At 35.0% G+C, this 22,985-nt stretch carries 21 protein-coding genes and 1 other annotated feature; of the genes, 18 read left to right on the top strand and 3 right to left on the bottom strand.

What is annotated here, in order from left to right; translation table 11 throughout:
- Nucleotides 1-12: 12 nt before the first annotated feature.
- The 13 genes from urtC (at nucleotide 13) to gnd (ending at nucleotide 11,546) form a co-directional block, all read left to right on the top strand.
- Nucleotides 13-1,086 carry an urea ABC transporter permease subunit UrtC gene (gene urtC, locus FS935_RS04220; protein WP_439116620.1) on the top strand — a complete coding sequence of 358 codons (1,074 nt, stop codon included), beginning with the start codon at nucleotides 13-15 and terminating at the stop codon, nucleotides 1,084-1,086.
- Complete coding sequence (urtD, locus tag FS935_RS04215) at nucleotides 1,061-1,804, top strand: urea ABC transporter ATP-binding protein UrtD (protein ID WP_146946255.1); 744 nt, start codon at nucleotides 1,061-1,063, stop codon at nucleotides 1,802-1,804. The genes urtC and urtD overlap by 26 nt, the downstream gene beginning before the upstream one ends.
- Before the next feature lies 1 nt (nucleotide 1,805).
- The gene (gene urtE, locus FS935_RS04210; RefSeq protein ID WP_146946254.1) at nucleotides 1,806-2,507 is read left to right on the top strand and encodes an urea ABC transporter ATP-binding subunit UrtE; all 702 of its coding nucleotides are present in this window, start codon (nucleotides 1,806-1,808) and stop codon (nucleotides 2,505-2,507) included.
- A 13-nt stretch (nucleotides 2,508-2,520) separates the two neighbouring features.
- Nucleotides 2,521-2,823 carry an urease subunit gamma gene (locus FS935_RS04205; protein ID WP_146946253.1) on the top strand — a complete coding sequence of 101 codons (303 nt, stop codon included), beginning with the start codon at nucleotides 2,521-2,523 and terminating at the stop codon, nucleotides 2,821-2,823.
- A 35-nt stretch (nucleotides 2,824-2,858) separates the two neighbouring features.
- The gene (locus FS935_RS04200; RefSeq protein ID WP_146946252.1) at nucleotides 2,859-3,167 is read left to right on the top strand and encodes an urease subunit beta; all 309 of its coding nucleotides are present in this window, start codon (nucleotides 2,859-2,861) and stop codon (nucleotides 3,165-3,167) included.
- A gap of 12 nt (nucleotides 3,168-3,179) precedes the next feature.
- Nucleotides 3,180-4,886: an urease subunit alpha gene (ureC, locus tag FS935_RS04195; RefSeq protein ID WP_146946251.1), complete on the top strand. Its 1,707-nt coding sequence runs from the start codon at nucleotides 3,180-3,182 to the stop codon at nucleotides 4,884-4,886.
- A 9-nt stretch (nucleotides 4,887-4,895) separates the two neighbouring features.
- Nucleotides 4,896-5,342, top strand: coding sequence for an urease accessory protein UreE (ureE, locus tag FS935_RS04190; protein ID WP_146946250.1), 447 nt, complete (start codon nucleotides 4,896-4,898; stop codon nucleotides 5,340-5,342).
- Nucleotides 5,335-6,021: an urease accessory protein UreF gene (locus FS935_RS04185; protein ID WP_146946249.1), complete on the top strand. Its 687-nt coding sequence runs from the start codon at nucleotides 5,335-5,337 to the stop codon at nucleotides 6,019-6,021. The genes ureE and FS935_RS04185 overlap by 8 nt, the downstream gene beginning before the upstream one ends.
- Nucleotides 6,022-6,047: 26 nt before the next feature.
- Nucleotides 6,048-6,665 carry an urease accessory protein UreG gene (gene ureG / locus FS935_RS04180; protein ID WP_146946248.1) on the top strand — a complete coding sequence of 206 codons (618 nt, stop codon included), beginning with the start codon at nucleotides 6,048-6,050 and terminating at the stop codon, nucleotides 6,663-6,665.
- Entirely contained in the window at nucleotides 6,662-7,474 is an 813-nt protein-coding gene (locus tag FS935_RS04175) for an urease accessory protein UreD (protein ID WP_146946247.1), read from the top strand. Before ureG ends, FS935_RS04175 begins: the two co-directional genes overlap by 4 nt.
- Nucleotides 7,475-7,636: 162 nt before the next feature.
- Nucleotides 7,637-8,104 (top strand): chemotaxis protein CheW, encoded by a 468-nt coding sequence (locus FS935_RS04170; protein WP_240050805.1) that lies wholly within the window; start codon nucleotides 7,637-7,639, stop codon nucleotides 8,102-8,104.
- Nucleotides 8,105-8,727: 623 nt separating this feature from the next.
- On the top strand, nucleotides 8,728-9,963 hold the full coding sequence (locus FS935_RS04165) for a DNA polymerase IV (protein WP_146946246.1): 1,236 nt from the start codon (nucleotides 8,728-8,730) through the stop codon (nucleotides 9,961-9,963).
- A gap of 170 nt (nucleotides 9,964-10,133) precedes the next feature.
- Nucleotides 10,134-11,546: an NADP-dependent phosphogluconate dehydrogenase gene (gene gnd / locus FS935_RS04160; RefSeq protein ID WP_146946245.1), complete on the top strand. Its 1,413-nt coding sequence runs from the start codon at nucleotides 10,134-10,136 to the stop codon at nucleotides 11,544-11,546.
- A 453-nt stretch (nucleotides 11,547-11,999) separates the two neighbouring features.
- Here gnd and zwf read toward each other — a convergent pair whose 3' ends face one another.
- Nucleotides 12,000-13,475 carry a glucose-6-phosphate dehydrogenase gene (gene zwf, locus FS935_RS04155; RefSeq protein ID WP_146946342.1) on the bottom strand — a complete coding sequence of 492 codons (1,476 nt, stop codon included), beginning with the start codon at nucleotides 13,473-13,475 and terminating at the stop codon, nucleotides 12,000-12,002.
- A gap of 654 nt (nucleotides 13,476-14,129) precedes the next feature.
- Here zwf and rnz point away from each other — a divergent pair.
- A complete protein-coding gene (rnz, locus tag FS935_RS04150) occupies nucleotides 14,130-15,068 on the top strand; it encodes a ribonuclease Z (protein WP_146946244.1) in 939 nt (312 codons plus the stop codon).
- Between the two features lie 554 nt (nucleotides 15,069-15,622).
- Here the strand turns inward: rnz and namA are convergent.
- The gene (gene namA / locus FS935_RS04145; RefSeq protein ID WP_146946243.1) at nucleotides 15,623-16,639 is read right to left on the bottom strand and encodes an NADPH dehydrogenase NamA; all 1,017 of its coding nucleotides are present in this window, start codon (nucleotides 16,637-16,639) and stop codon (nucleotides 15,623-15,625) included.
- Between the two features lie 154 nt (nucleotides 16,640-16,793).
- Here namA and FS935_RS04140 point away from each other — a divergent pair, with 154 nt between their 5' ends.
- Nucleotides 16,794-18,413, top strand: coding sequence for a M20/M25/M40 family metallo-hydrolase (locus tag FS935_RS04140; protein WP_146946242.1), 1,620 nt, complete (start codon nucleotides 16,794-16,796; stop codon nucleotides 18,411-18,413).
- Between the two features lie 87 nt (nucleotides 18,414-18,500).
- A complete protein-coding gene (locus FS935_RS04135) occupies nucleotides 18,501-19,241 on the top strand; it encodes a class I SAM-dependent methyltransferase (RefSeq protein WP_146946241.1) in 741 nt (246 codons plus the stop codon).
- A 369-nt stretch (nucleotides 19,242-19,610) separates the two neighbouring features.
- On the opposite strand, the gene proC is transcribed toward FS935_RS04135, so the two are convergent.
- Entirely contained in the window at nucleotides 19,611-20,450 is an 840-nt protein-coding gene (proC, locus tag FS935_RS04130) for a pyrroline-5-carboxylate reductase (protein ID WP_146946240.1), read from the bottom strand.
- 128 nt (nucleotides 20,451-20,578) lie between these two features.
- Nucleotides 20,579-20,784: a binding site (T-box leader), on the bottom strand.
- Nucleotides 20,785-21,028: 244 nt separating this feature from the next.
- Here proC and FS935_RS04125 point away from each other — a divergent pair.
- Complete coding sequence (locus FS935_RS04125; RefSeq protein WP_439116619.1) at nucleotides 21,029-21,997, top strand: MBL fold metallo-hydrolase; 969 nt, start codon at nucleotides 21,029-21,031, stop codon at nucleotides 21,995-21,997.
- 15 nt (nucleotides 21,998-22,012) lie between these two features.
- On the top strand, nucleotides 22,013-22,807 hold the full coding sequence (locus FS935_RS04120; RefSeq protein ID WP_146946238.1) for an SDR family NAD(P)-dependent oxidoreductase: 795 nt from the start codon (nucleotides 22,013-22,015) through the stop codon (nucleotides 22,805-22,807).
- Nucleotides 22,808-22,985 lie beyond the last annotated feature (178 nt).

Below are 22,985 nucleotides of genomic sequence, written 5' to 3'. Positions count from 1 at the left end.
GGTGCAATTATGTTGAAAAAATATAGTCAAGGAGCCTATTACGGTGTGTTTTTTCTAATATTACTAATCGCCCCATTGCTGCTTACCGATTTTCGGATGGGGCTGCTAGCTAAATTCTTATGTTTTGCGATTATCGCTGTTGGCTTAAGTCTAATTTGGGGTTTTACCGGTATTTTAAGTTTAGGTCATGGTGTTTTCTTTGGTTTAGGAGCTTATTGTATGGCTATGTATTTAAAGCTTGAGGCATCACCAAGTGGATTACCAGATTTTATGGAATGGAACGGTATTACAGAGCTTCCTTTTATATGGACACTTTTTAAAAATCCCTTCTTTGCTATAGCAGCAGCTGTTCTCCTGCCATTTTGTGTTGCTTGGATTATCGGTTACTTTACGTTCAAAAATCGTATTAAGGGAGTGTTTTTCTCTCTTATATCTCAAGCAGTTGTTGTAGTAACAGTAACTTTATTTATTGGTAGTCAGCATATTACTGGTGGAACTAGTGGATTAACTAACTTTTTTACTGTTTTCCAAGTACCGCTAGCTGATCCTGGAACAAAGCAAATATTATATTTTATTACTGTAGCATTGTTGGCAGTTATTATGGGAGTTTCCCTCTTATTAACAAAATCACGTTTTGGTCGTTTATTAATTGCGATACGTGATGGTGAAAATAGATTGCGTTTTCTAGGGTATAATCCAGCTATTTTTAAAGTCTTTATCTATGCTTTATCAGCTGCTTTTGCTGGAATTGCAGGTGCGTTATTTGTTCTTCAAGTTGGTATTATTTCTCCGGAAATGATGGGGATTATTCCTTCAATTGAAATGGTGCTTTGGGTTGCTATTGGTGGAAGATATTCTATTTTAGGTGCTGCAATAGGAGCTATTTTAACGAATGGTGCAAAAAGCTTTTTAAGTGAAACATATCCAGACTTCTGGACGATTTTTCTTGGAGGATTATTCCTACTAGTTGTTCTATATTTACCGAATGGTTTAGCAGGTTTAGTTGAACAAATTAAAGCTCGTTTTAGCTCTAATAAGGAAAAGAAGGAGGTAAAACAACGTGAAGCCGATTCTCTCGTGTCGTAATGTTATGGTTGATTTTTCTGGATTTAAAGCCCTTCAAGGTGTAGATCTAGATGTGCAGAATAAAGAGGTGTTATTTTTAATTGGTCCAAATGGAGCTGGGAAAACCACTTTACTAGATTGTATTTGTGGAAAAACTAGAGCAAGTAGTGGGCAAATTCTTTTTGAAGAAAAAATTGAGTTGTCAAAACTTCCAGAACAGAAAATCGTCCAGGAAGGAATTGCTCGGAAGTTTCAGGCACCTTCCATTTTCCTTCATTTAACACCTTTTGAAAATTTAGAGATTGCGATGAAGCAGAAGAAAAGCTTACTATCCATTTTATTAGCAAAAATGACACAAGTACAGCATGAGAAAATCGAGGCGATTCTAAAAAAAGTCGGTTTGTTTGAAGATCGTCACAAATTAGCGGGATCATTATCTCATGGACAAAAGCAATGGCTTGAAATTGGAATGCAGCTCATTCAAGAGCCTACATTATTATTATTAGATGAACCAATAGCAGGTATGTCAGGTGAGGAACGAACAAAAACTGGTGAACTTATTAAAGAAATAGCAAAAGAGTGTACAGTTGTTGTTGTAGAACATGATATGGAGTTTGTACGCAATTTCTCAAGCAAAGTCGTGGTCATGCATGAGGGGAAAGTACTTTGTCAGGGCTCGATGAAGGATATTCAAGAAAATGAAGAAGTGAAGAATGTTTACTTAGGAAGGAGTGGTTAATATGCTTCATGTGTCAGAGCTACAAGCTGGGTATAACGAAACAATGATTTTACGGAATGTTGAATTTGGTATTCAAAAGGGGAAAATTGTCGGGCTTTTAGGTAGAAATGGTGTGGGAAAGACAACTTTAGTGAAAGTGTTGATGGGACTTATACCTACAGTTAACGGTCAAGTTGTATTTGATGGGAAATCCTTAAAAAAGGAAAAGCCTGAGCATCGAGCACGAGCAGGGATTGCATATGTTCCACAAGGTAGGGAGATTTTTTCAGATTTAACGATAAAAGAGAATCTTCTTATAGGGATGGAAGCACTACCAAAATCACAACGATCAAAAACAATACCTGAGGAAATATTTCAATGGTTTCCTGTATTGAAGGAAATGATTGATCGTCGAGGTGGAGATCTTAGTGGTGGTCAACAGCAGCAGCTAGCAATTGCGAGAGCATTAATTTCAAACCCAAAGCTTCTTCTTTTAGATGAGCCGATGGAAGGAATACAACCGTCAATTGTTCAATTGATTCAAGATGTTTTAGTGAAAATAGCAAAAGAGAAAGAAATGTCGATTATATTAGTTGAACATAATTTAGATGCTGTTTTATCTTGTGCGGATCATTATTATATTCTTGATCGTGGTTGTATGGTGAAGAATGGAAATTGTGAAAATGTTAATGAGGATGAACTATATAAGCACTTAGCCGTTTAAGGAGGAAATATTAATGAAGCTTACATCTCGTGAGCAAGAAAAGCTCATGATTGTCGTTGCAGCTGATTTAGCGAGAAGGCGACAAAAACGAGGATTGAAACTAAATTATCCCGAAGCTATAGCTATTTTAACTTATGAAGTAATGGAAGGAGCAAGAGATGGTAAATCAGTATCTCAATTAATGCAGGATGGTCGTCATATTTTATCTCGAGAAGATGTGATGGAAGGTATCCCTGAAATGATTCACGACATTCAGGTAGAAGCAACATTTCCTGATGGAACGAAGTTAGTTACAGTTCATGATCCTATCCAATAGGTGGGTACATTAAATAAGAGTAAGAGGTGAAGCTCATGATTCCAGGTCAATATAAGTTAAAGAAAACTCCTATTATATGTAATGAAAATAAGGAAGTAACGAATGTTGAGGTTGTTAACATTGGTGATCGACCTATTCAAGTAGGATCCCATTTTCATTTTTTTGAAGTGAATACTTTTCTTGAGTTTAATAGAGTAGATTCATTTGGTAAAAGATTAAATATTGCAGCTGGAACAGCAGTTCGTTTTGAACCAGGAGACAAAAAAGAAGTAGAGCTTATACCATTCTCAGGAGAAAGAAAAGTATATGGCTTAAATAATTTAACAAATGACGCGTTGAGGTAAAGGAGTGTAAATATGAGCTTTCAGATGTCGAGACATCAATATGCCGATATGTTCGGTCCAACAGTTGGTGATCAGGTAAGGTTAGGAGACACTGAACTATTTATTGAAGTAGAAAAAGATTACACAACATATGGTGATGAAGTAAAGTTTGGTGGAGGTAAGGTTATCCGTGATGGAATGGGTCAACATCCATTAGCAACAAGAAAAGATGTTGTTGACCTTGTGATTACGAACGCATTAATCCTTGATTATTCTGGAATCTACAAAGCTGATATTGGTGTTAAAGACGGTGTTATTACTTCGATCGGTAAAGCTGGAAATCCTTTATTAATGGACTCTGTTAACATTGTTATTGGCGCTTCTACAGAGGTCATTGCAGCTGAAGGAATGATTGTAACAGCTGGGGGTATTGATGCACATATTCATTTTATTTGTCCACAACAAATTCAAACAGCAATCGAGTCAGGTGTAACAACAATGATTGGTGGAGGAACAGGACCAGCGACTGGAACGAATGCGACAACATGTACACCTGGTAAGTGGAATATTCAGAATATGTTAAAAGCAGCTGAAGAATTTCCGATGAATATTGGGTTTCTTGGCAAAGGAAATGCGTCAAACGAAGAGGCATTAATCGAACAAATAGAAGCAGGAGCAATCGGACTTAAGCTTCATGAAGATTGGGGAACAACTTCATCAAATATTGATAAAGCGTTAACAGTTGCAGATAAATACGATATTCAGGTTGCTATTCACAGTGACACTTTAAATGAAGGTGGATTTGTAGAAGACACAATAAAAGCAATTAATGGTCGTGTTATTCACACGTATCATACAGAAGGAGCTGGTGGCGGTCATGCGCCAGATATAATTAAAGCGGCTTCATACCCTAATATTCTTCCTTCTTCTACTAATCCAACAAGACCTTATACTGTTAATACAATTGCAGAGCATTTAGATATGCTTATGGTTTGTCATCATTTAGATCCTTCTGTACCTGAAGATTTAGCGTTTGCTGATTCTAGAATACGTAAGGAAACAATCGCCGCTGAAGATATTCTCCATGATCTAGGAGTGTTTAGTATGATCAGCTCTGATTCGCAAGCAATGGGAAGAGTTGGAGAAGTCATTTCTAGAACATGGCAAACGGCAGATAAAATGAAGCGACAACGTGGCGAACTTGTTGATGGTGAACAAAATGATAATGCTAGAGCAAAAAGATATATTGCGAAATATACGATAAACCCTGCACTAACTCATGGAATATCAGAATATGTTGGTTCAATTGAAGTAGGGAAAGTAGCAGATATCGTATTATGGGACCCTGGATTTTTTGGTGTGAAACCAGAGCTTATTGTAAAAGGTGGAATGATTGCTTGGAGTGTAATGGGTGATCCTAATGCTTCAATACCAACCCCACAACCAGCATTATATCGTCCGATGTTTGCTAGCTTTGGTAAAGCGAAATATTCAACTTCTATGACTTTTATCTCTAAAGCTGCATATGAGCTAAAAGTCCATGAAGAACTAGGACTTGAAAAGAAAATTGCCGTTGTAAAAAATATACGTCAGCTACAAAAAGCTGATATGAAATTAAATGGAGAAACACCTGAAATAGAGGTAGATCCACAAACATATGAAGTAAAGGTAGATGGTGAGCTCATAACCTGTGAGCCAGATGAAAAAGTTGCTTTAGCGCAACGATATTTCTTATTTTGAGGTGAAAAGATGATTATTGAGAAAATAGTTGGAAATGTAAAAGAATTAGACAAAGCCCCACATCATGTTGAACGTGTTTATTTAAGAAGTGATGATTTAGTGAAAAAGATCCAAAGAGTGAAAACAGATCATGGAAAAGAACTTGGTATTCGACTGAAAGATGTGAAGGAACTAACAGATGGCGATATTTTATATCAAGATGAAAAAAACTCAATAATTATTAGTGTTGTTGAAGATGATGTAATTGTCATAAAGCCTACGAGCATCTTACAGATGGGGGAAATTGCACATCAACTTGGAAATCGCCATCTCCCAGCTCAATTTGAGAACAGTGAAATGGTTGTTCAATACGATTATTTAGTAGAAAAATTACTAAAAGAATTAGAAGTCCCGTTTGTGAGAGAAAACAGGAGAATGAACAAAGCATTTAAACATATCGGACATTCTCATGACTAATCAATTGTTTCACTTGCTACAAATTTGTGATTCTAACTTTCCTTCAGGTGCATTTTCTCATTCTTTTGGACTTGAAACATATATCCAAGAAAACAAAGTATATAACAAGGATAGTTTTTTAGTAGCTTTGAAGGAGTTTATTAAAACGCAGTTCGTCTATACTGACGGAATGGCTTGCCGGATATCCTATGAATATATGGAAGATAATGTCCTTGAAAAGGTGTGGCAAGTAGATTCTGAATTGTTTGCTCTAGCTTTGGCAAAGGAAACGCGTGAGGGAAATAGAAGGATAGGAAGACAGCTAGCGAAGGTTATGAACGAATTATATGTTAATGATTATCTTATTGAATATCGTGAAAAGCTTGTGAAAAAACAAGTTCATGGACATAGCTCTATCGTTTTTGCGATGGTCTGCTTAGGGTTAGAAGTTGATTTAAAAACAACACTAGAAACTTATTTGTTTGCGGCTACTTCCTCACTAGTCCAAAATGCAGTTCGAGGTATTCCGCTAGGACAAACGGATGGTCAAAAACTTTTGATCGAGATTCAACCATATTTAAATGAAATAATTGAAGAAATATTATCACTTGATGAAGCTGATTTTGGTGCTGGTGCACAAGGTTTAGAGATTGCTCAAATGCTACATGAAGAGCTGTCTGTTCGTTTATTTATGTCATAAAATTTTTTGAAGGGATGTAATTATACATGAGTGAACCAATACGAATTGGAGTTGGAGGACCTGTGGGTGCAGGGAAGACATTATTAGTAGATAAATTAACGAGAGAGTTAATGGATGAACTGGAAATTGCCGTTATTACTAATGATATTTATACAAAAGAAGATGCACAATTCTTAATAAAAAATGGTGCTCTTCCTGAAGATCGAATTATTGGTGTTGAAACAGGCGGTTGTCCACATACAGCCATACGCGAAGATGCGTCAATGAATTTTGATGCAATTGATGAATTAAATGAACGTCACCCGAACCTAGATTTGATTTTTGTGGAAAGTGGTGGAGATAATCTTGCAGCTACGTTTAGTCCGGAATTAGTTGATTTTTCAATCTACATCATTGACGTTGCACAGGGGGAAAAAATTCCTCGTAAAGGTGGTCAGGGAATGATTAAATCGGATTTATTTATTATAAATAAAACTGATTTAGCACCATATGTTGGAGCCGATCTTGAAATTATGCGGAAAGATACACTAGTTTCTCGTGGAGACAGACCATTTATATTTACGAATCTCAAAGATGGATCAGGAGTAAAAGATGTGGTGGATTGGATTCGTAAGGAAGCATTTTTAGTTGGATTAGAAGCATGACGTATACAGGCTACCTGCAACTTGAGGTAGGCAAAAAACATAATCGGTCTGTTATTTCGAATAGTTATTTTGATGGAGTTTTCAAAATCACACGTCCTACCTATCTTCCAGATGGCTTGCCATTGCTTACGCTTATTCATGTAGGTGGAGGTTATGTGGACGGAGATCGTTATAAAACGGAGGTAAAAATAGGTGATGGTGCAAAATTTGCATTAACAACACAAGCCTCTACAAAGGTCTATAAATGTTTAAAGCATGGTGTCTCACAGGAAATGGATTATTTCTTGGGTAATGAAAGTGAGTTGTTTCTAAAACAAGATTCACTAATTTTATATAAAGATGCAGATTTTAGGCAATATACTAATATATATATGAAATCATCGTCGGTTTTTTATTATACTGAAATTGTAACACCGGGTTGGTCAGCTGATGGTTTGCTTTTTCAATATAAAAAACTAGCGATGAAAATGAAAGTCTACGTAGATGGAAGGCTTGAAATTTTTGATCATCAGCTCCTGAAGCCTTGTAATCAGCTGGAGAATATCATGCAGCTTGAAGGATATAGTCATATTGGCACACTTTTTATCATTCATCAAGAAGTAAATGATGAACTTCTTCAAGAATTGCGACATACTCTAAAAGATATTGCGGATGTTCGTGTTGGTATTAGCGAATTAAATGTGAAAGGGCTCGTGATAAGGATCTTAGCTTGCGGTACTCCAGTTATAGAAACAATTTTTTCCAAATGCGAAAAAATTCTTCATGATAAATTGTACAAAACTGAGCAAATCAATTGGCGGAAAAATTAAAGATACTCACTGGTAAAGTAGATGCTTAATTTCCATTATATTTGTGTGATTTCTAGACTACTTGAACTGATACAGAAAGATAAGACCTTCCAAAACTACTACTTTCATAGTATGATAGTCATAGATATATCGAGTACAAGCTGTATCCGAGAGGAGATTATCATGGAACTATCAAAAGTAGTTGTTTTTCGTGAAGGTAATGAAGAATATGGTTTGCCGATTCAACATGTTATTTCTATTGAAAAACTAGAAGATATCAACGTAATCCCTAATATGCCGTATTATATGAAGGGTGTTGTTAAGGTAAGAGGAGAATTAATTCCTGTGCTTGATACAAATAGAATTCTCTATCATCAAGACAGTATTATTGATGAACAAACAACAAAATTAATTGTTGTTCACTCTGAAGAATTATCTGCAGCGCTTATTGTAAAAGAAGCAAAAGAAATCCTAGATATAGAAGAAGAACAATTAAAGTCAATTTCAGTAGGCGCTTTTCAAGCTACTAAATACTTTACTGCTGTTGCAAGCATAGAAGATCGTCTTATTACGATCATAGATCCTAACTTATTAATAGCTGGACTTGAAGGCATTGCTATTGTGAAAGAAGAGATTGTGAGTCACCAATAATTATTGGTGACTCAGACTGTATACAAACGACCGCTTTCTTCGTTACTCACTTTGATGTTGTGCTCATTACCAAACACGGTAAAACCGCTCCTCACAAGGCTTTGTGCCTCGAAATTCAAATGTTTTCAACCAGTCTGAAGGGCTTGAAAATATACTTTGTCTACAAATAATGAGGTTGGGACATAAGTGTTTTAGCTTCTAATGATAAACCCGAATTAATAGGTGATATGTCAATTAAACATTCACCTATTAGTTCGGGTTTTATTACTGTCTTCAATAGTTTTTTTGATTTTGTATACTATTTTTAAGAACTAGTGGAATGGAGCGGAAGACAATCGACTCCTACGGGAATAGAGGAAAGGCTGAGACCCCGCAGGCGCTTGCGTCGAGGAGGCTCAGCTTCCTCCCCGTGGAAAGCGATTGTCTGCAGCGCAATGGAACGAACTTGTTTCTTTCAGTTTAACTGAATTTAGATTTATTCGTCTTTTTTTATGATTTCTTTAATTATGTCTTAGGCTCTTTATTTTTTAAAATGATTTACTAGTATAGTAAGCGAATATGAAAACAATTAATTCGTAATCATGGTAAAATAGTAAGAAGAAAATTATGTGTGGTGAAGGAGTATGGGGCAAACGACTAATAGAAGAGTAATTTTACATGTTGATATGAATAGCTTTTATGCTTCTGTTGAAATGGCTTATGATCCTTCACTTAAAGGTAAACCACTTGCGATAGCAGGAAATGTTGAGGAGAGAAAAGGGATCATTGTTACCTGTAGCTATGAAGCTCGCTCTAAGGGAGTCAAAACGACGATGCCACTTTGGCAAGCTAAAAAGTTATGTCCAGAGCTTATCATTAAAAAACCGAACTTTGACCGCTATCGCTCTGCATCTAGAGCAATGTTCGACCTACTCCGAGAATTTACTGATCGAGTGGAACCAGTGTCAATTGATGAAGGTTATGTAGATTTTAGCGAATTTGATGGAGCTAAGCCATTAGAAATGGCAAAATCCATTCAAGAGCGCCTCCTTGACGAACTTTTACTTCCATGCAGTATTGGAATAGCTCCTAATAAATTTTTAGCAAAAATGGCTTCGAATATGAAGAAGCCTCTTGGAATCTCAATTTTAAGAAAGCGAGATCTTCCTTTAAAACTTTGGCCATTACTTGCTAATGAGATGCATGGAATAGGTGAAAAAACAGCAGAAAAATTGAGAACAATAAATATAAATACAATTTTTGATGTAGCGCACGCTGATTCCGTCAAACTAAAAGCACTGCTTGGGATCAATGGAGAACGTTTAAAAGAACGAGCAAATGGTATCGATGAAAGAGAAGTGGATCCTGATTCCATTTATGATTTTAAAAGCATTGGCAATTCTTCGACCCTCTCTAAAAATACAACAAGTGAATCAGAAATAAATGAAGTTTTACATAAGCTTGCACGTTCGGTTTCTATTCGAATGAAACGGAAAGATGTTCTAGCAAGTAAAATTTTTATCACTATTCGTTATGGAAATTTAAAAACAATTACTAGAAGTAAGAAATTAGAGAATCCTATTGATGAAGAAGCAGATATATATACTGTAGCAAGACAGATGTTTTATTCACACTGGGAGGAAGATCCGATACGATTATTAGGTATTACTGGTCAAGAGTTAATTGAAAAAAATGATGCTATTAAGCAGCTAGATTTGTTTTCCTTTGAAAAAGATGCCAAAGATGAGCCTTTATTATCCGTCATTGATAAAATTAATTCCAAGTATGGAAATCAGCTTATTAAACGTGGTGTAAAAGGAGAAAAGAAGCAGGACATTTCATCTGGAACTAGCTTTAATAAAGATTTTTTAAGGGAGTAAGCGATTTCATAAGATATGTTACTTGAAATGTATCTTGAAAATGTGTTATTTTCAAAGTTGTAGTTATAATAAATAATTCGAATTATGTGTCAATTTAAAGAAGTGTCGGAAAACTAAACTTTTCTCGTTTAGTTTTACATACTATTAAGGATTAGAAGGGACGTAAACGTATGTCGAAACAACAAATTGGTGTAATTGGTTTAGCAGTAATGGGCAAAAACTTAGCATTAAATATTGAAAGTCGTGGATTTTCAGTATCTGTTTTCAATCGCTCTGCAGAGAAAACAGAAGAATTTTTATCAGAAGCAAAAGAAAAAAATGTAGTAGGTACATACAGTATTGAAGAGTTTGTACAATCTTTAGAAACACCACGTAAAATTTTATTAATGGTTAAAGCAGGTGTTCCTACAGATGCTACAATTGAACAGCTTTTACCACATCTTGATAAAGGCGATATCTTAATTGATGGCGGAAATACGCTTTATACAGATACACAACGTCGAAATAAAGATCTAGCTGAAAGTGGAATCCATTTCATAGGTACTGGCGTTTCAGGTGGAGAAGAAGGAGCACTTAAAGGGCCTTCAATTATGCCGGGTGGACAAAAAGAGGCATTTGATCTAGTACAACCTATTTTAGAAGCTATTTCTGCAAAAGTAGGTGGAGATCCTTGTTGTACTTACATTGGTCCAGATGGAGCAGGACACTATGTGAAAATGGTGCATAACGGAATTGAGTATGGAGATATGCAATTAATTTCTGAAGCATATTTCATCTTGAAAAATGTTTTAGGCCTAACGGCAGACGAGCTTCATGAAGTGTTTGCTGAGTGGAACAAAGGTGAACTTGATAGCTACCTTATTGAAATAACAGCTGATATCTTCACGAAAAAGGATGAAGAAACTGGTAAGCCTCTAGTAGATGTGATATTAGATACTGCTGGTCAAAAAGGCACAGGTAAATGGACAAGTAAAAGTGCACTAGATTTAGGTGTACCACTTCCGATCATTACAGAATCTGTTTTTGCACGTTTTATCTCAGCAATGAAGGACGAGCGTCAAAAAGCAAGCAAAATCCTTTCAGGACCATCTGTGAAGCCTTTTGAAGGTAATAAAGAAGAGTTAATTGAAGCTGTACGTAAAGCACTTTACATGAGCAAGATCGTATCATATGCTCAAGGATTTGCTCAAATGAGAGCTGCTTCTGAAGAATATAACTGGGATTTAAAATACGGTGATATCGCAATGATTTTCCGTGGAGGTTGTATCATCCGTGCTGCATTCCTTCAGAAAATTAAAGATGCATATGACAAAGATCCAAAATTAGCAAACCTTTTACTTGATGACTACTTTAAAGACATTGTTGAAGGCTATCAAGGAGCACTTCGTACAATCTTATCAGTAGCTATCGAAAATGGAGTGCCAGTACCTTGCTTCTCGTCTGCACTTGCATACTATGACAGCTACCGTACTGAAACACTTCCAGCTAACCTGCTTCAAGCTCAACGTGACTACTTTGGTGCTCACACATACCAACGTGTTGATAAAGAAGGTGTCTTCCATACAGAATGGATGGAAAAATAATAGAAATAAAAACGGGCAAACCAGCTAATTGGTTTGTCCGTTTTTTTTTCGTTTCTTATCTATCTATTCCTTGGCTCTCAATTTGGGTCAGATCAACAATTAAGGTATAGCTAAACAAACAACTATAAAAACATGTTTAAAGCTAAAAAGGAGCTACCACATAGGTGATAGCTTAATTAAGGAGCTTGCTAGGGTTGCCTCTTACATTCTTATTATATGCTTCGTTAAATTGAATGCATGAGTCAAATAGACAGGCTAATCCGCACATTTTTTAATATGTTGGTTACTATTCTTGAAAGAATAATGAATGTTAAGGAGCTTATGTTTATCATTGCAAAAAAGCCGATCAGAGATTTTAAAATTCTTTGATCGGCTTTTTATTTTAATGTTGGTTTATGTTTGATATCGATTCCACATTGTTACTATAGGAAATAGTGTTTACAATAATACCTATTATCCTAGTGGCCACCATTGGAATCCATCTTGTTTAAGCATGTTATCAGCTTCGTCAGGACCTGAAGAACCTGATGGGTAAGTAGTAAGTTCAGCTAATCCTTTTTTCCAAGCGTCTGAAATTGGATCTACATAGCTCCAAGATAGGGCAACTTCATCCCAATGCGTGAAATTCGTTGCATCACCACGCATACAATCATAGAGAAGTTTTTCATATGCTTCTGGTGTGTTTATACCTTCTAGGAAGTTATTAGAAAGATCTAAATTAACTGGCTTAGAGTAATCAGCTTCATCATCTTTCTTAGCATTTAATTGAAGTGTGATTCCCTCTTCTGGTTGAATATGAATAACAAGTAAGTTTGGAGGAACTGTTTCACCTTTATTATAATAAAGATTCATTGGGATATCTTTAAACTGAACAACAATTTTAGTTGATTTTGCAGCCATCCTTTTTCCTGTTCTGATATAGAAAGGAACACCAGCCCATCTAAAGTTGTCAATAAGAAGCTTCCCAGCCACATATGTTTCAGTTTGAGATGTATCTTCTACATTGTTTTCTTCACGATATCCAATTAGTTGTTTATCTCCTAATTTTCCACCTGCATATTGTCCTCTGATGAAGTATTTCGAAACATCCTCATCTTTTACTGATCTAAGAGCTCTTAATACTTTTACTTTTTCACTTCTAATTTCATCTGTTGTTAATTTAATCGGTGGCTCCATAGCAAGTAATGCGACCATTTGAAGCATATGGTTTTGAACCATATCGCGAAGTGCACCTGATTTTTCATAATAACGTCCGCGATCCTCCACACCTAACACTTCACTAGAAGTCACTTGAATGTTTGATATGTACCTGTTATTCCAAAGTGGTTCAAACAAGGCATTTGCAAATCGAATAACTTCAATATTTTGAACCATTTCTTTGCCTAAATAATGATCAATACGATAAATTTGATCTTCGTTAAAAGCTTCTCTAATTTCCTGATTTAGCTTTTGTGCAGATGGTAAATCATGTCCAAATGGTTTTTCTATAACAAGTCTGCTCCAGCCATCAGTTGCAGTTAATCCCTCTTTTTTAAGGTTTTGTGCAATTGTTCCAAAAAACTCTGGTGCCATCGCTAAATAGAAAATTCGATTGCCTTCAGTTTGATACGTTCCATCTAGCTTATTTAATAAGTCATTAAGCTCTAAATAAGAAGAAGGGTTTGTCACATCAAAAGGATGATAATGGAAATGAGATGTGAACTCATCCAGATCTTTTGATTCTTTTATTGATGTTTGAATAGAATCGGTAACATTACTGCGAAATTCTTCATTTGTCCATGGTCTTCTAGCAACACCTACAACTGCAAAATTTTCGCCAATTTTATTATTTTGTACAAGGCGATAAATAGATGGAAACAGCTTTCTTTTTGCTAGATCACCTGTTGCTCCGAAAATGACAATAACTGATTTTGGTTGTTCTTGTGTAATCACGTTCGTACCTCACTTTGTCAAATGCATTTATTTATTTATTTTATCAGTGAAAAAAATACAGAAACGATACGTATTTTGAATTGAAAAAGCTAGTTTCTATATATGTAATCGCAATATTTGACCACTGATCGTAAAATACTCCTATACAAATACTTAATTTTAAAGGTAATTGTAAAGTAAATCAAACCATAAACCTTTAAAAGTTGATTCTTTACTTATTATAAACGATAGTTGAAAAAATATCGTCTTATATGCACCTAAATTAATAAAATGTTTATATAATTCAGTCTATTTTAGTAAATAATATTAGTTTGGTCAAGTATTCTTACTTAGATTTATCCGTTTAAACCGATAAATAAACTATAGTATTGAATGTGCAACCTCCTAAGCTGGAGATCTGGAGATTTATAGAATCATCATGTTGTTTTGTTTCTCTATTTTTCACTTTCGTGTATTCTTAAAGTAGTGATAGTGATTTATTATAGCTTTCTTCTGATCGATTGTATTTTTTCTGATGATCTTTGTGACATGGTTGGTTATTCTTATAAAAGGAACTATCTTTAACTAGACTATACAAAGCTTTTTTCTTCAATTTACTTTAAAAAACAAAGTTACTGAAAAAGAAGCCATTTTTAATAGGAGGAACTGTAAGTGAATGTTATGTTTCTTGGTACGGGTGCTGGAATTCCAGCAAAATCCCGTAATGTAACAAGTATTGCTTTGCAATTATTAGAAGAGAGAAATGCTGTGTGGTTGTTTGATTGTGGTGAAGCAACTCAGCATCAAATTTTACATACGACAATAAAGCCTAGAAAAATTGAAAAGATATTTATTACACATATGCATGGTGATCATATATACGGTTTACCAGGATTAATAAGTAGTCGCTCCTTTCAGGGTGGGGAAGGTCTATTAACAATATATGGTCCAAAGGGAATAGAGGAGTTTGTAAGAACCGCTTTATCAGTTAGTTCTACTTACCTTACATATTCTTTGAAGTTTATTGAAATTAAAGAAGGTATCGTTTTTGAAGATCATTTGTTTCAAGTAAGTGCTAAAAAGCTAGAGCATGGTATTGATTCTTATGGCTATCGAGTAAAGGAAAAAGATCTACAAGGAACTTTATTGGTTGATAAGCTTGGGGATATAGGGATTAAGCCAGGACCAATTTATCAAAAAATTAAGCGTGGAGAAACGATCACACTAGAAGATGGCACATTCATAAATGGTGCTGAATTTATTGGTCCATCCCAAAAAGGGAGAATTGTCTCAATACTAGGTGACACAAGATATACTAAAAACAGTTTAGAGCTTGCTAGAGATGCTGATCTATTAATTCATGAAGCAACCTTTTCAGAAGAAGATGAAAAACTTGCATATGATTATTTTCATTCTACAACAAAGCAAGCTGCTAAAATTGCTTTACATTCTAATGCCAGAAAGCTTATTCTCACACATATTAGTTCGAGATATCAAACAGAGGAGGACCTTGGCACACTAGTAAAAGAAGCACAAGCCATATTCCCAAGCTCTTTCATCGCTTCGGATTTTATGCAAGTGGAGATTCCGAAGAAACGCGAACATATATGATTTTTTCAATTTTGTTGATGATGAATAGTTGATAAAGAAACGATAAATATAATTTTCTTATTGGACTTTCTTGAGTTTTTCAAACTTAGGGAGGTCCTTTTATTCGTTGGTAATAGATAGTCAACGGAGGTGAATTTTGTCGTAAAATGTCTAATCGAAGATAAGCTAGAAAAATCGAAGATAAATTTCAAGAATCGAAGATAAATCCAGAAAATCGATGATAAATTGCTAAAATCGAAGATAACTCTATAAACTCAAAATCTGAGCTATTATGTTAGGGCTTTCAAAGGCTTACTATTTGTTTATTTTGTAGCTTTAGCATTACCTTACCTTAGTTGGTTGCCTTTTTGAAGGTGTTTTTCTGAAGAATTGTTACTAATTAATATAATACTGCTAAAAAAGGTGTTATCTTTTCTACTAAAAGGCTGCCCTAGGAAAAATCTTAAACGTGTTCTTAACTTTGAAACAATAGCCATGGTATTTCTTTTGAACACAAGTACAGAAAGCAAAAAAGATAAGGAGTTTTCTCCCTATCCTTCTGTCTTTCAATTTATTTACCAACCACGATCATACTGAACGGGTGCTGAAATTTCCTCGCCTAGTTGTGCAGCAGCGGTTCTTGGGAAATATGGGTCACGTAGCAATTCTCTGGCGATGAAAATTAGATCGGCACGTTCGTTTTGTAGGATTTCTTCTGCTTGTAAGCCGTTTGTAATCAAGCCAACTGCACCGGTTGGAATGTTAGCTTGTTCCTTGATTTTTTCAGCAAATTTAACTTGGTATCCAGGATAAACATTGATTTTTGCTGGTACAACCGCTCCTGAGCTCACATCGATTAGATCTACACCTTGTTCTTTCATTCTTGAAGAATACTCAATATAATCATCAATACTTAATCCTTCAGGATGATAATCTGATGCGGAAATCCTCACGAATAATGGACCATTCCACACTTCTTTAACTGCCCCGATAACTTCTTGTAAAAAGCGATAGCGATTTTCTTGTGACCCACCATATTCATCGTCGCGTTTGTTAGAAAGTGGTGAAAGAAATTCATTTATTAAATAGCCATGAGCACCATGAATTTCAATAATATCAAAGCCGGCTTTTTTTGCTCTTGCTGCACCTTCTTTAAATGCAGTGATTGTGTTTTTTATTTCTTCTTTCGACATTGCAGTGGGCATCTTGTATTTATCATCAAAACGAATTGCTGAAGGTGCATAAATGTCTCCATCAACGGTTGCTTTACGACCTGCATGTGCTAGCTGTATAGAGGTTGCTGAACCATACTTTTTTATACCATCAACTAGTTGTGTAAGCTTTGGTATATGTTCGTCACTCCAAATACCAAGATCTTTTGCTGAAATTCTCCCTTGAGGAGTGACTGCAGTTGCTTCAACCATAATCAAGCCAACTTGACCTACTGCACGACTAATATAATGAGTTAAATGAAAATCCTCTATATAACCTTTTTCTTCAGTTGAAGAATACATACACATTGGAGACATAACAATCCTATTTTTTAATGTGATGTCTTTTATTTTGAATGGTTGAAAAAGCTTTGTTTTCATTTTGTGTTTCCTCCAAATCGATTTTGTCTAAAAAAATTATAACAATATATTTTTCGAATCGTCATCTTTCCTGCTCAAAGCAGAATTCTCCTTTCTAATTTTTCGGAATTTTAATACAATGATGAAAAGATGATAAAAGGGTGGGTGAAGGTGATTGGAACATCAATGGAATTCAAAAGAACAGTTATTGGAGCTTTTAATAAGTCTTGTTGAACGAGCTAGTATAACGGGTTCACAGGAAGAAGTAGCTTTGTCAGAATATATTTATTATCTACTAAAGGGAAAGAAATATTTTCAACAAAATAGAGAATATCTAGGTTTACATCCTGTTCATGATGGAAGATCATTTGTTACAGCTTTAGTTAAACAGGGAGATTACAAAGAGACCATTGTTCTTTTAAGTCATTTTGATGTGGTTGATGTGAATGATTATGGAGACTTAAAAAAATTAGCCTTTCAACCAATACAGCTAACAAATGAGTTGAAAAACAGAAAATCACAGCTATCTAAAGAAGTGTTAAAAGATTTAGAATCTGATGAATGGTTATTTGGAAGAGGAACAATGGATATGAAAGCAGGTCTTTCTGTACAGCTATCTATGCTAGAAAAAGCAATTAGCGGGGAATTCCAGGGAAATATCTTATTAGTAACTGTTCCTGATGAAGAAGTTAATTCTGCGGGTATGTTAAGTGCAGTAGCTATATTAGAGGATATTAGAAAAAAATATGATTTAACATACAAAGCATGTATCAATTCAGAGCCGATGTTTGCAAAGTACCCTAATGATGAAAATCAATACATTTATTCGGGATCTATTGGTAAGATGCTCGCTAGTTTTTATTGCTCAGGAATAGAAACCCATGTGGGAGAACCATTTTCCGGTCTTAATGCAACTATATTAATTTCAGAAATTAACCGTATCATGGAGCTGAATGATTCTTTCTGTGAACAGATAGGAAATGAAGTGACACCTCCACCAACAGGTTTAATGATGAGAGATTTAAAGCAAGAATATTCTGTTCAAATTCCACACACATCAGTATCGATGTATAACATTCTTATGTTCAATCAATCCATTAATGACATTCATGAAAAGCTTTTGTCTGTTGCGAAAATAGCGGCTATTAAGGTAGAGGAATTTTATAAAGAACGAGCAACAAATTATCAACAATTTGTTGCATTTACTCCGCTTGATTTAAAAGTTAATGTTTTTACTTACGAAGAATTACTTGAAAAAGCAGTTGCAAAATCTGGGGAAAGTGAAGTACATAGAAGACTAAATTATTTGGCAGCAAACAGAGGTGCCCAAGGAGATCGAGATTTCTCCACCAGGATGGTTTCTGAGCTAGCAGGGCTTTGTAAGGAATACAGTCCTATGATTGTCCTTTTTTATAGTCCACCATTTTATCCAGCCGTTTCATCTAGTAATGATCGTCTTATTCAGAAAACGATACAGAAAGTGATCTCGTACACTCAAGATCAGTTCGGTATTACATTAAATCATCAGCATTATTTTCCGGGGCTCTCTGATTTAAGTTTTGTTCAATTAAATGAAAGTAAGGAATCAATTGCTCAACTTACAACAAGTATGCCTTTGTATGGAAATCATTTTCACTTACCATTTCAGGAGATGAAAAGTCTGAATATACCTGTTTTAAATATTGGGCCTGTAGGGCGAGATCCTCATAAATGGACAGAACGGCTACATATTCCATATGCATTTGATACATTACCTTCTATTCTTGAATATGCGATTAAATCGCTTTTGAGATAAGCTGATAGATTTATATGACCAGAGGTAAAATAGGAAGTGTTGAATGAAATATATTTTTAGCAAGATTAAAAGAGTAGGAGACAAAAAATGAACACGTATTATGGAGATCTATGTACAAAAGTTTATGAAAGTGACAAATCATTGGCTAGAAATAAAGAGGTAGACTTTTATCTATCATTTATAAAAGACAAAAGTACGAAAGTGTTAGAGCCGATGTGTGGGAATGGGAGGCTGCTTATCCCATTTATGTTAGAGGGAATACAAATTGATGGTTTTGATCTTTCTGAACATATGCTTGAGGTATGTCAAATTAAAGCTAGAAAATTAAACTTAAATCCTAATGTTTTTATTGGGAAAATAGAAGACTTTAAAACTGATCAATTATACGACTTAATCATCATTCCATTTGGTTCGTTTTCTCTGTTGCCTGATGAACTAGTAGCCAATAGCCTTACCAATTTAAAACTAGCATTAAAAAAAGGTGGTAAGATTTTATTAACGATTGTGACTAAAAGCGATAATATCAATGAAACAAGCACCTGGAAAGAAACCAATAGAATCCAATTTGACCAGGAGTTTATTGTTGAATACAGAACGGTGGAATATGACAAAGGAAATTCTTTGTTAAATACCCAGCTAAAGTATGAATTAATTCAAAACGAAGATCTCATAAAATCTGAAATAATGGATTTTTGCATTCGTCTTTATGAAAGAAAAGAATTTGAAGAATTACTCTATTTACAAGGATTTCAGCATGTAGTATTTCATGAAGTGGTAAATGGTTATGGAGAGGGAGAGTCATTTAATGTGTTTGAATGCACATTATAAACGTCTTGCTTTTTTTAACGGCTGGGACATAAGTATTAAAGCAAATTATAAACCCGAATTATTAAGTGATATATTAAATTAATCATTCGCCTAATAGTTCGGGTTTTTATTTGCTGTCATCAATAGATTTTTTGATTTTGCATACTAATTTTATCTAAGAACTAGTGGAATGAAGCGGAAGACACCGACTCCTACGGGAATTTAGGAAAGGCTGAGACCCCGCAGGCATGCCGAGGAGGCTTAGCTTCCTCCCCGTGGAAAGCTAGTGTCTGCAGCGCAATGGAACGAACTTGTTTCTTTCAGCTTAACTGAATTTAGTATTTATTCGTTTTCTTGTATGACTTCTTTAGTTATGTCCCAGCCTCTATGTCACTTTTTTTCTATTGTAATCAGTTCATCTTCAAACATTACTTTTAACTCTGTAGCACGTTCAGTTGCTCGCTTAATACATGTAACAAGTGAGTCTTCAAATCCTCTTTCTTTGAGAATTGTTATGCCTGCTTCAGTTGTTCCATTAGGGCTTGTGACTTCTTTCCTAAGCTGTGAGGGGTGCTTTTCTGAGATTGCAATCATTTCAGAAGCTCCAAGAAGGGTTTGTACAATTAAATCTCTTGCAACTGCTGATTCCAATCCTACCTCAATAGCCGCTTTTTCCATCGCTTCTACTAGATAATAAATATAAGCTGGACCACTACCGGAAAGGCCTGTCACTGCATCAAGTTGATTTTCTTCTACAAGCTTACATATACCAATTGCCTCAAATAACGATTTGCAAGTTTCAATTTGCTCGTTCGTTACATCTTTACTAGCAGCTATAGCTGTTGCTGATTTTCCGATTGCTGCTGATGTGTTAGGCATGGCACGTACGATTGCAGTTTGTTTCCCAAGAATATTCGTTATTGTTTCAAATGAGATTCCTGCTAATACAGAAACGATTAATTGATTTTCTATTAACTCTTGAATTCCATCAATACCTGCTTGTATATCTTTTGGTTTCATTGCCAAAACGATGATGGATGATTCTTTTACCAGTCTTTCTTTATCATGTGTTGTTTTTATTCCATACATTTTAGATAACTGCTCAAGGCGAGCGGAATTCGAGCGGTTGGCAACCACCACTTCCTCTGGTTTGTATACTTTTCCTTTTAATAATCCTGCCACCATTGCTTCTGCCATAGAACCAGCGCCAATAAACCCAATACTACCCATAATCGATTCTCCTTTTGTTTATGAACTCTATCAATAGCTTATTTTAAGAACTCTTTGGATAACGCTATTTTATACGATCACAATATATGTTAATTTTCACATCAAAAAAAGCCACTTCTATCCTCATTAAAAAGGACGAAATTGACTCCGCGGTTCCACCTTATTTGGAAAAAACATTCCCAACTTTTCGTCTTTATCGCAGATATACGGTCAGTTTTTTCCTGACTGCTCATAGGGCAGGTTCAATAGCTTAACTTGCAATGGGACCTTTCAGCCGTGAGTCCCACTCTCTGCTGCTGCAATTCTATTTACTATTCCTAGTCAACACATTGATTATATTGATTTCACTTAAACATACAACATTCTGAATTTTTATTCATTATGACTGCTGAATTAGTACTTTGTCAAGCTTTTATCGAGTTATGCACATGAGTACTCATAGGAGAATGATAGTTGAATTATTTGAATATAATGACACTAGTGTCTTAACAAGTTACAATAGCTATATAACGTTAATTTTATAAAAAAATGATTAAAGATAGCTTTATTTAAAAATAATAAATGGGGCGGAGAGTATGATGCCAGATACAGATTCTGAACAAGTTTATAAATTCGAATTGCCAACACCATTCCCAGTTGGAGATGTAAATGTTTATTTGATTAAGGGTGAACGTTTAACACTTGTTGATGCTGGTCCAAAAACAGAAGAAGCCTGGCATTCGTTTTTACAACAATTGAATGAAGTTGGCTATAAGCCTGAGGATATTGAACAAATTATTATTACACATCACCATCCTGATCATGTTGGAATGCTGGACTTTTTTAGTAAAGATATTCCTGTTTATGGTCACGTCTTTAATAGTCCATGGTTAGTACAGGATCCACAATTTATGATTAAGCAAGCTCAATTTTTCGAACAAATTCTAGTTGAGTTTGGTGTTGATCAGAGGTTTATGCCATATGTGAAAAGATTAAATGATATGTTAGTTTATTCCTGTCACAGAGAGTTAACAGGTGTTCTTAAAGAAGGAGATAAGATTGATGGTCTGGATAACTGGCGTGTACTAGAAACGCCTGGTCATGCTCAAAGTCATATCGTATTATACGAAGAAAAATCAAGAGTGTTAATAGGTGGTGATTTGTTACTTAAACATATTTCACCAAACCCGTTACTAGAGCCTTCTATGATCGAAGGGGTGAATGATCGCCCTAAACCACAGCTTCAGTTAAATGAATCTCTCGCTAAACTGCTAGAGTTGCCTATCTCTCTTGTTTATTCTGGTCATGGTGAAAATATTGTAGAAGTAAATGATTTAATTACATACAGATTAAAGAAACAAGCTGAAAGAGCTGAACAAGTTCGTAAATTCATTGCTGAAAAACCTTTAACTGCTTTTGAAGTTAGCAAAGTTTTATTTCCAACTATTTATTATAAACAGCTAATGCTTACGATGTCAGAAACAGTCGGTCAACTTGACTATTTACAAGAAATCGGTCAAATTAGAGTGGATATATCAAAGAATCAACATATGTATTTTGTTACATAAATAGAGGTGGAAAATATGAATACGCGAATACAAGGATGTTATGTTGCAATAACAGGTGCTTCTGGTGGAATAGGTGAGAAAATTGCTATAGAGTGTGCGAAACAAGGGGCACATGTGATTTTACTTGCGAGAAGAGAAGAATTATTAGCTACACTTGCTGATCGAATTTCTAAAGATTATGGTGTTTCGTGTTACTACTATCCTCTAGACGTTCAGAAGCTGGAGTCTATTCAATCGGTCTTTTCAAAAATTGAAGCAGAAGTTGGACAAATTGATATTCTTGTTAATAATGCAGGTTTTGGTATTTTTAACGATGTACTTGATTCAACTTTTGATGAAATGAAGAGTATGTTTGAGGTTAATGTATATGGCTTAATTGCTAGTACTAAAATGGTGTTACCTCAGATGATTAAAAGGAAAAAAGGTCATATAATCAATATTGCTTCACAGGCTGGTAAAATTGCCACACCAAAATCAAGTCTTTATTCAGCTAGTAAGCATGCTGTATTAGGATTTACAAACAGTCTTCGTTTTGAAGTTAAGCCTAGTAACATTTATGTAACTTCTGTTAATCCAGGACCTATTAAAACTAATTTTTTCAACATTGCTGATAAAAAAGGTGATTATGTCAAAAATGTTGAACGCTGGATGCTTGATCCTAATAAGGTAGCACGAATAATAGTTGCTTCGATGTTAACACCTAAACGGGAAATTAATTTACCTGGTTGGATGAACGCTGGGAGTACGTTATACCAAGTTATGCCAAGATTATTTGAACGAATAGCTGGAAGAGCTTTTTATAAGAAATAACTTTTACGTCATGACACGATGCTTTTTTTGCATGGTGTTTTTTGTTGTTTTTAAATTTATATTGTGGTGATGCAATTTAGGAAACACATGACTCCTAAGCGGTAGATAAATTAATCAATATCAAAATTGTCCTTTCTTATGTTCAGTAGTAATATAAAATTACTAGTTAAAAGATTTA

The organism is Metabacillus litoralis (assembly GCF_007994985.1).
In the GTDB taxonomy this organism is placed as follows: Bacteria; Bacillota; Bacilli; order Bacillales; family Bacillaceae; genus Metabacillus; species Metabacillus litoralis.
Note: the sequence above shows the minus strand (reverse complement) of the source record. Positions and strands in the feature narration are given on the sequence as shown.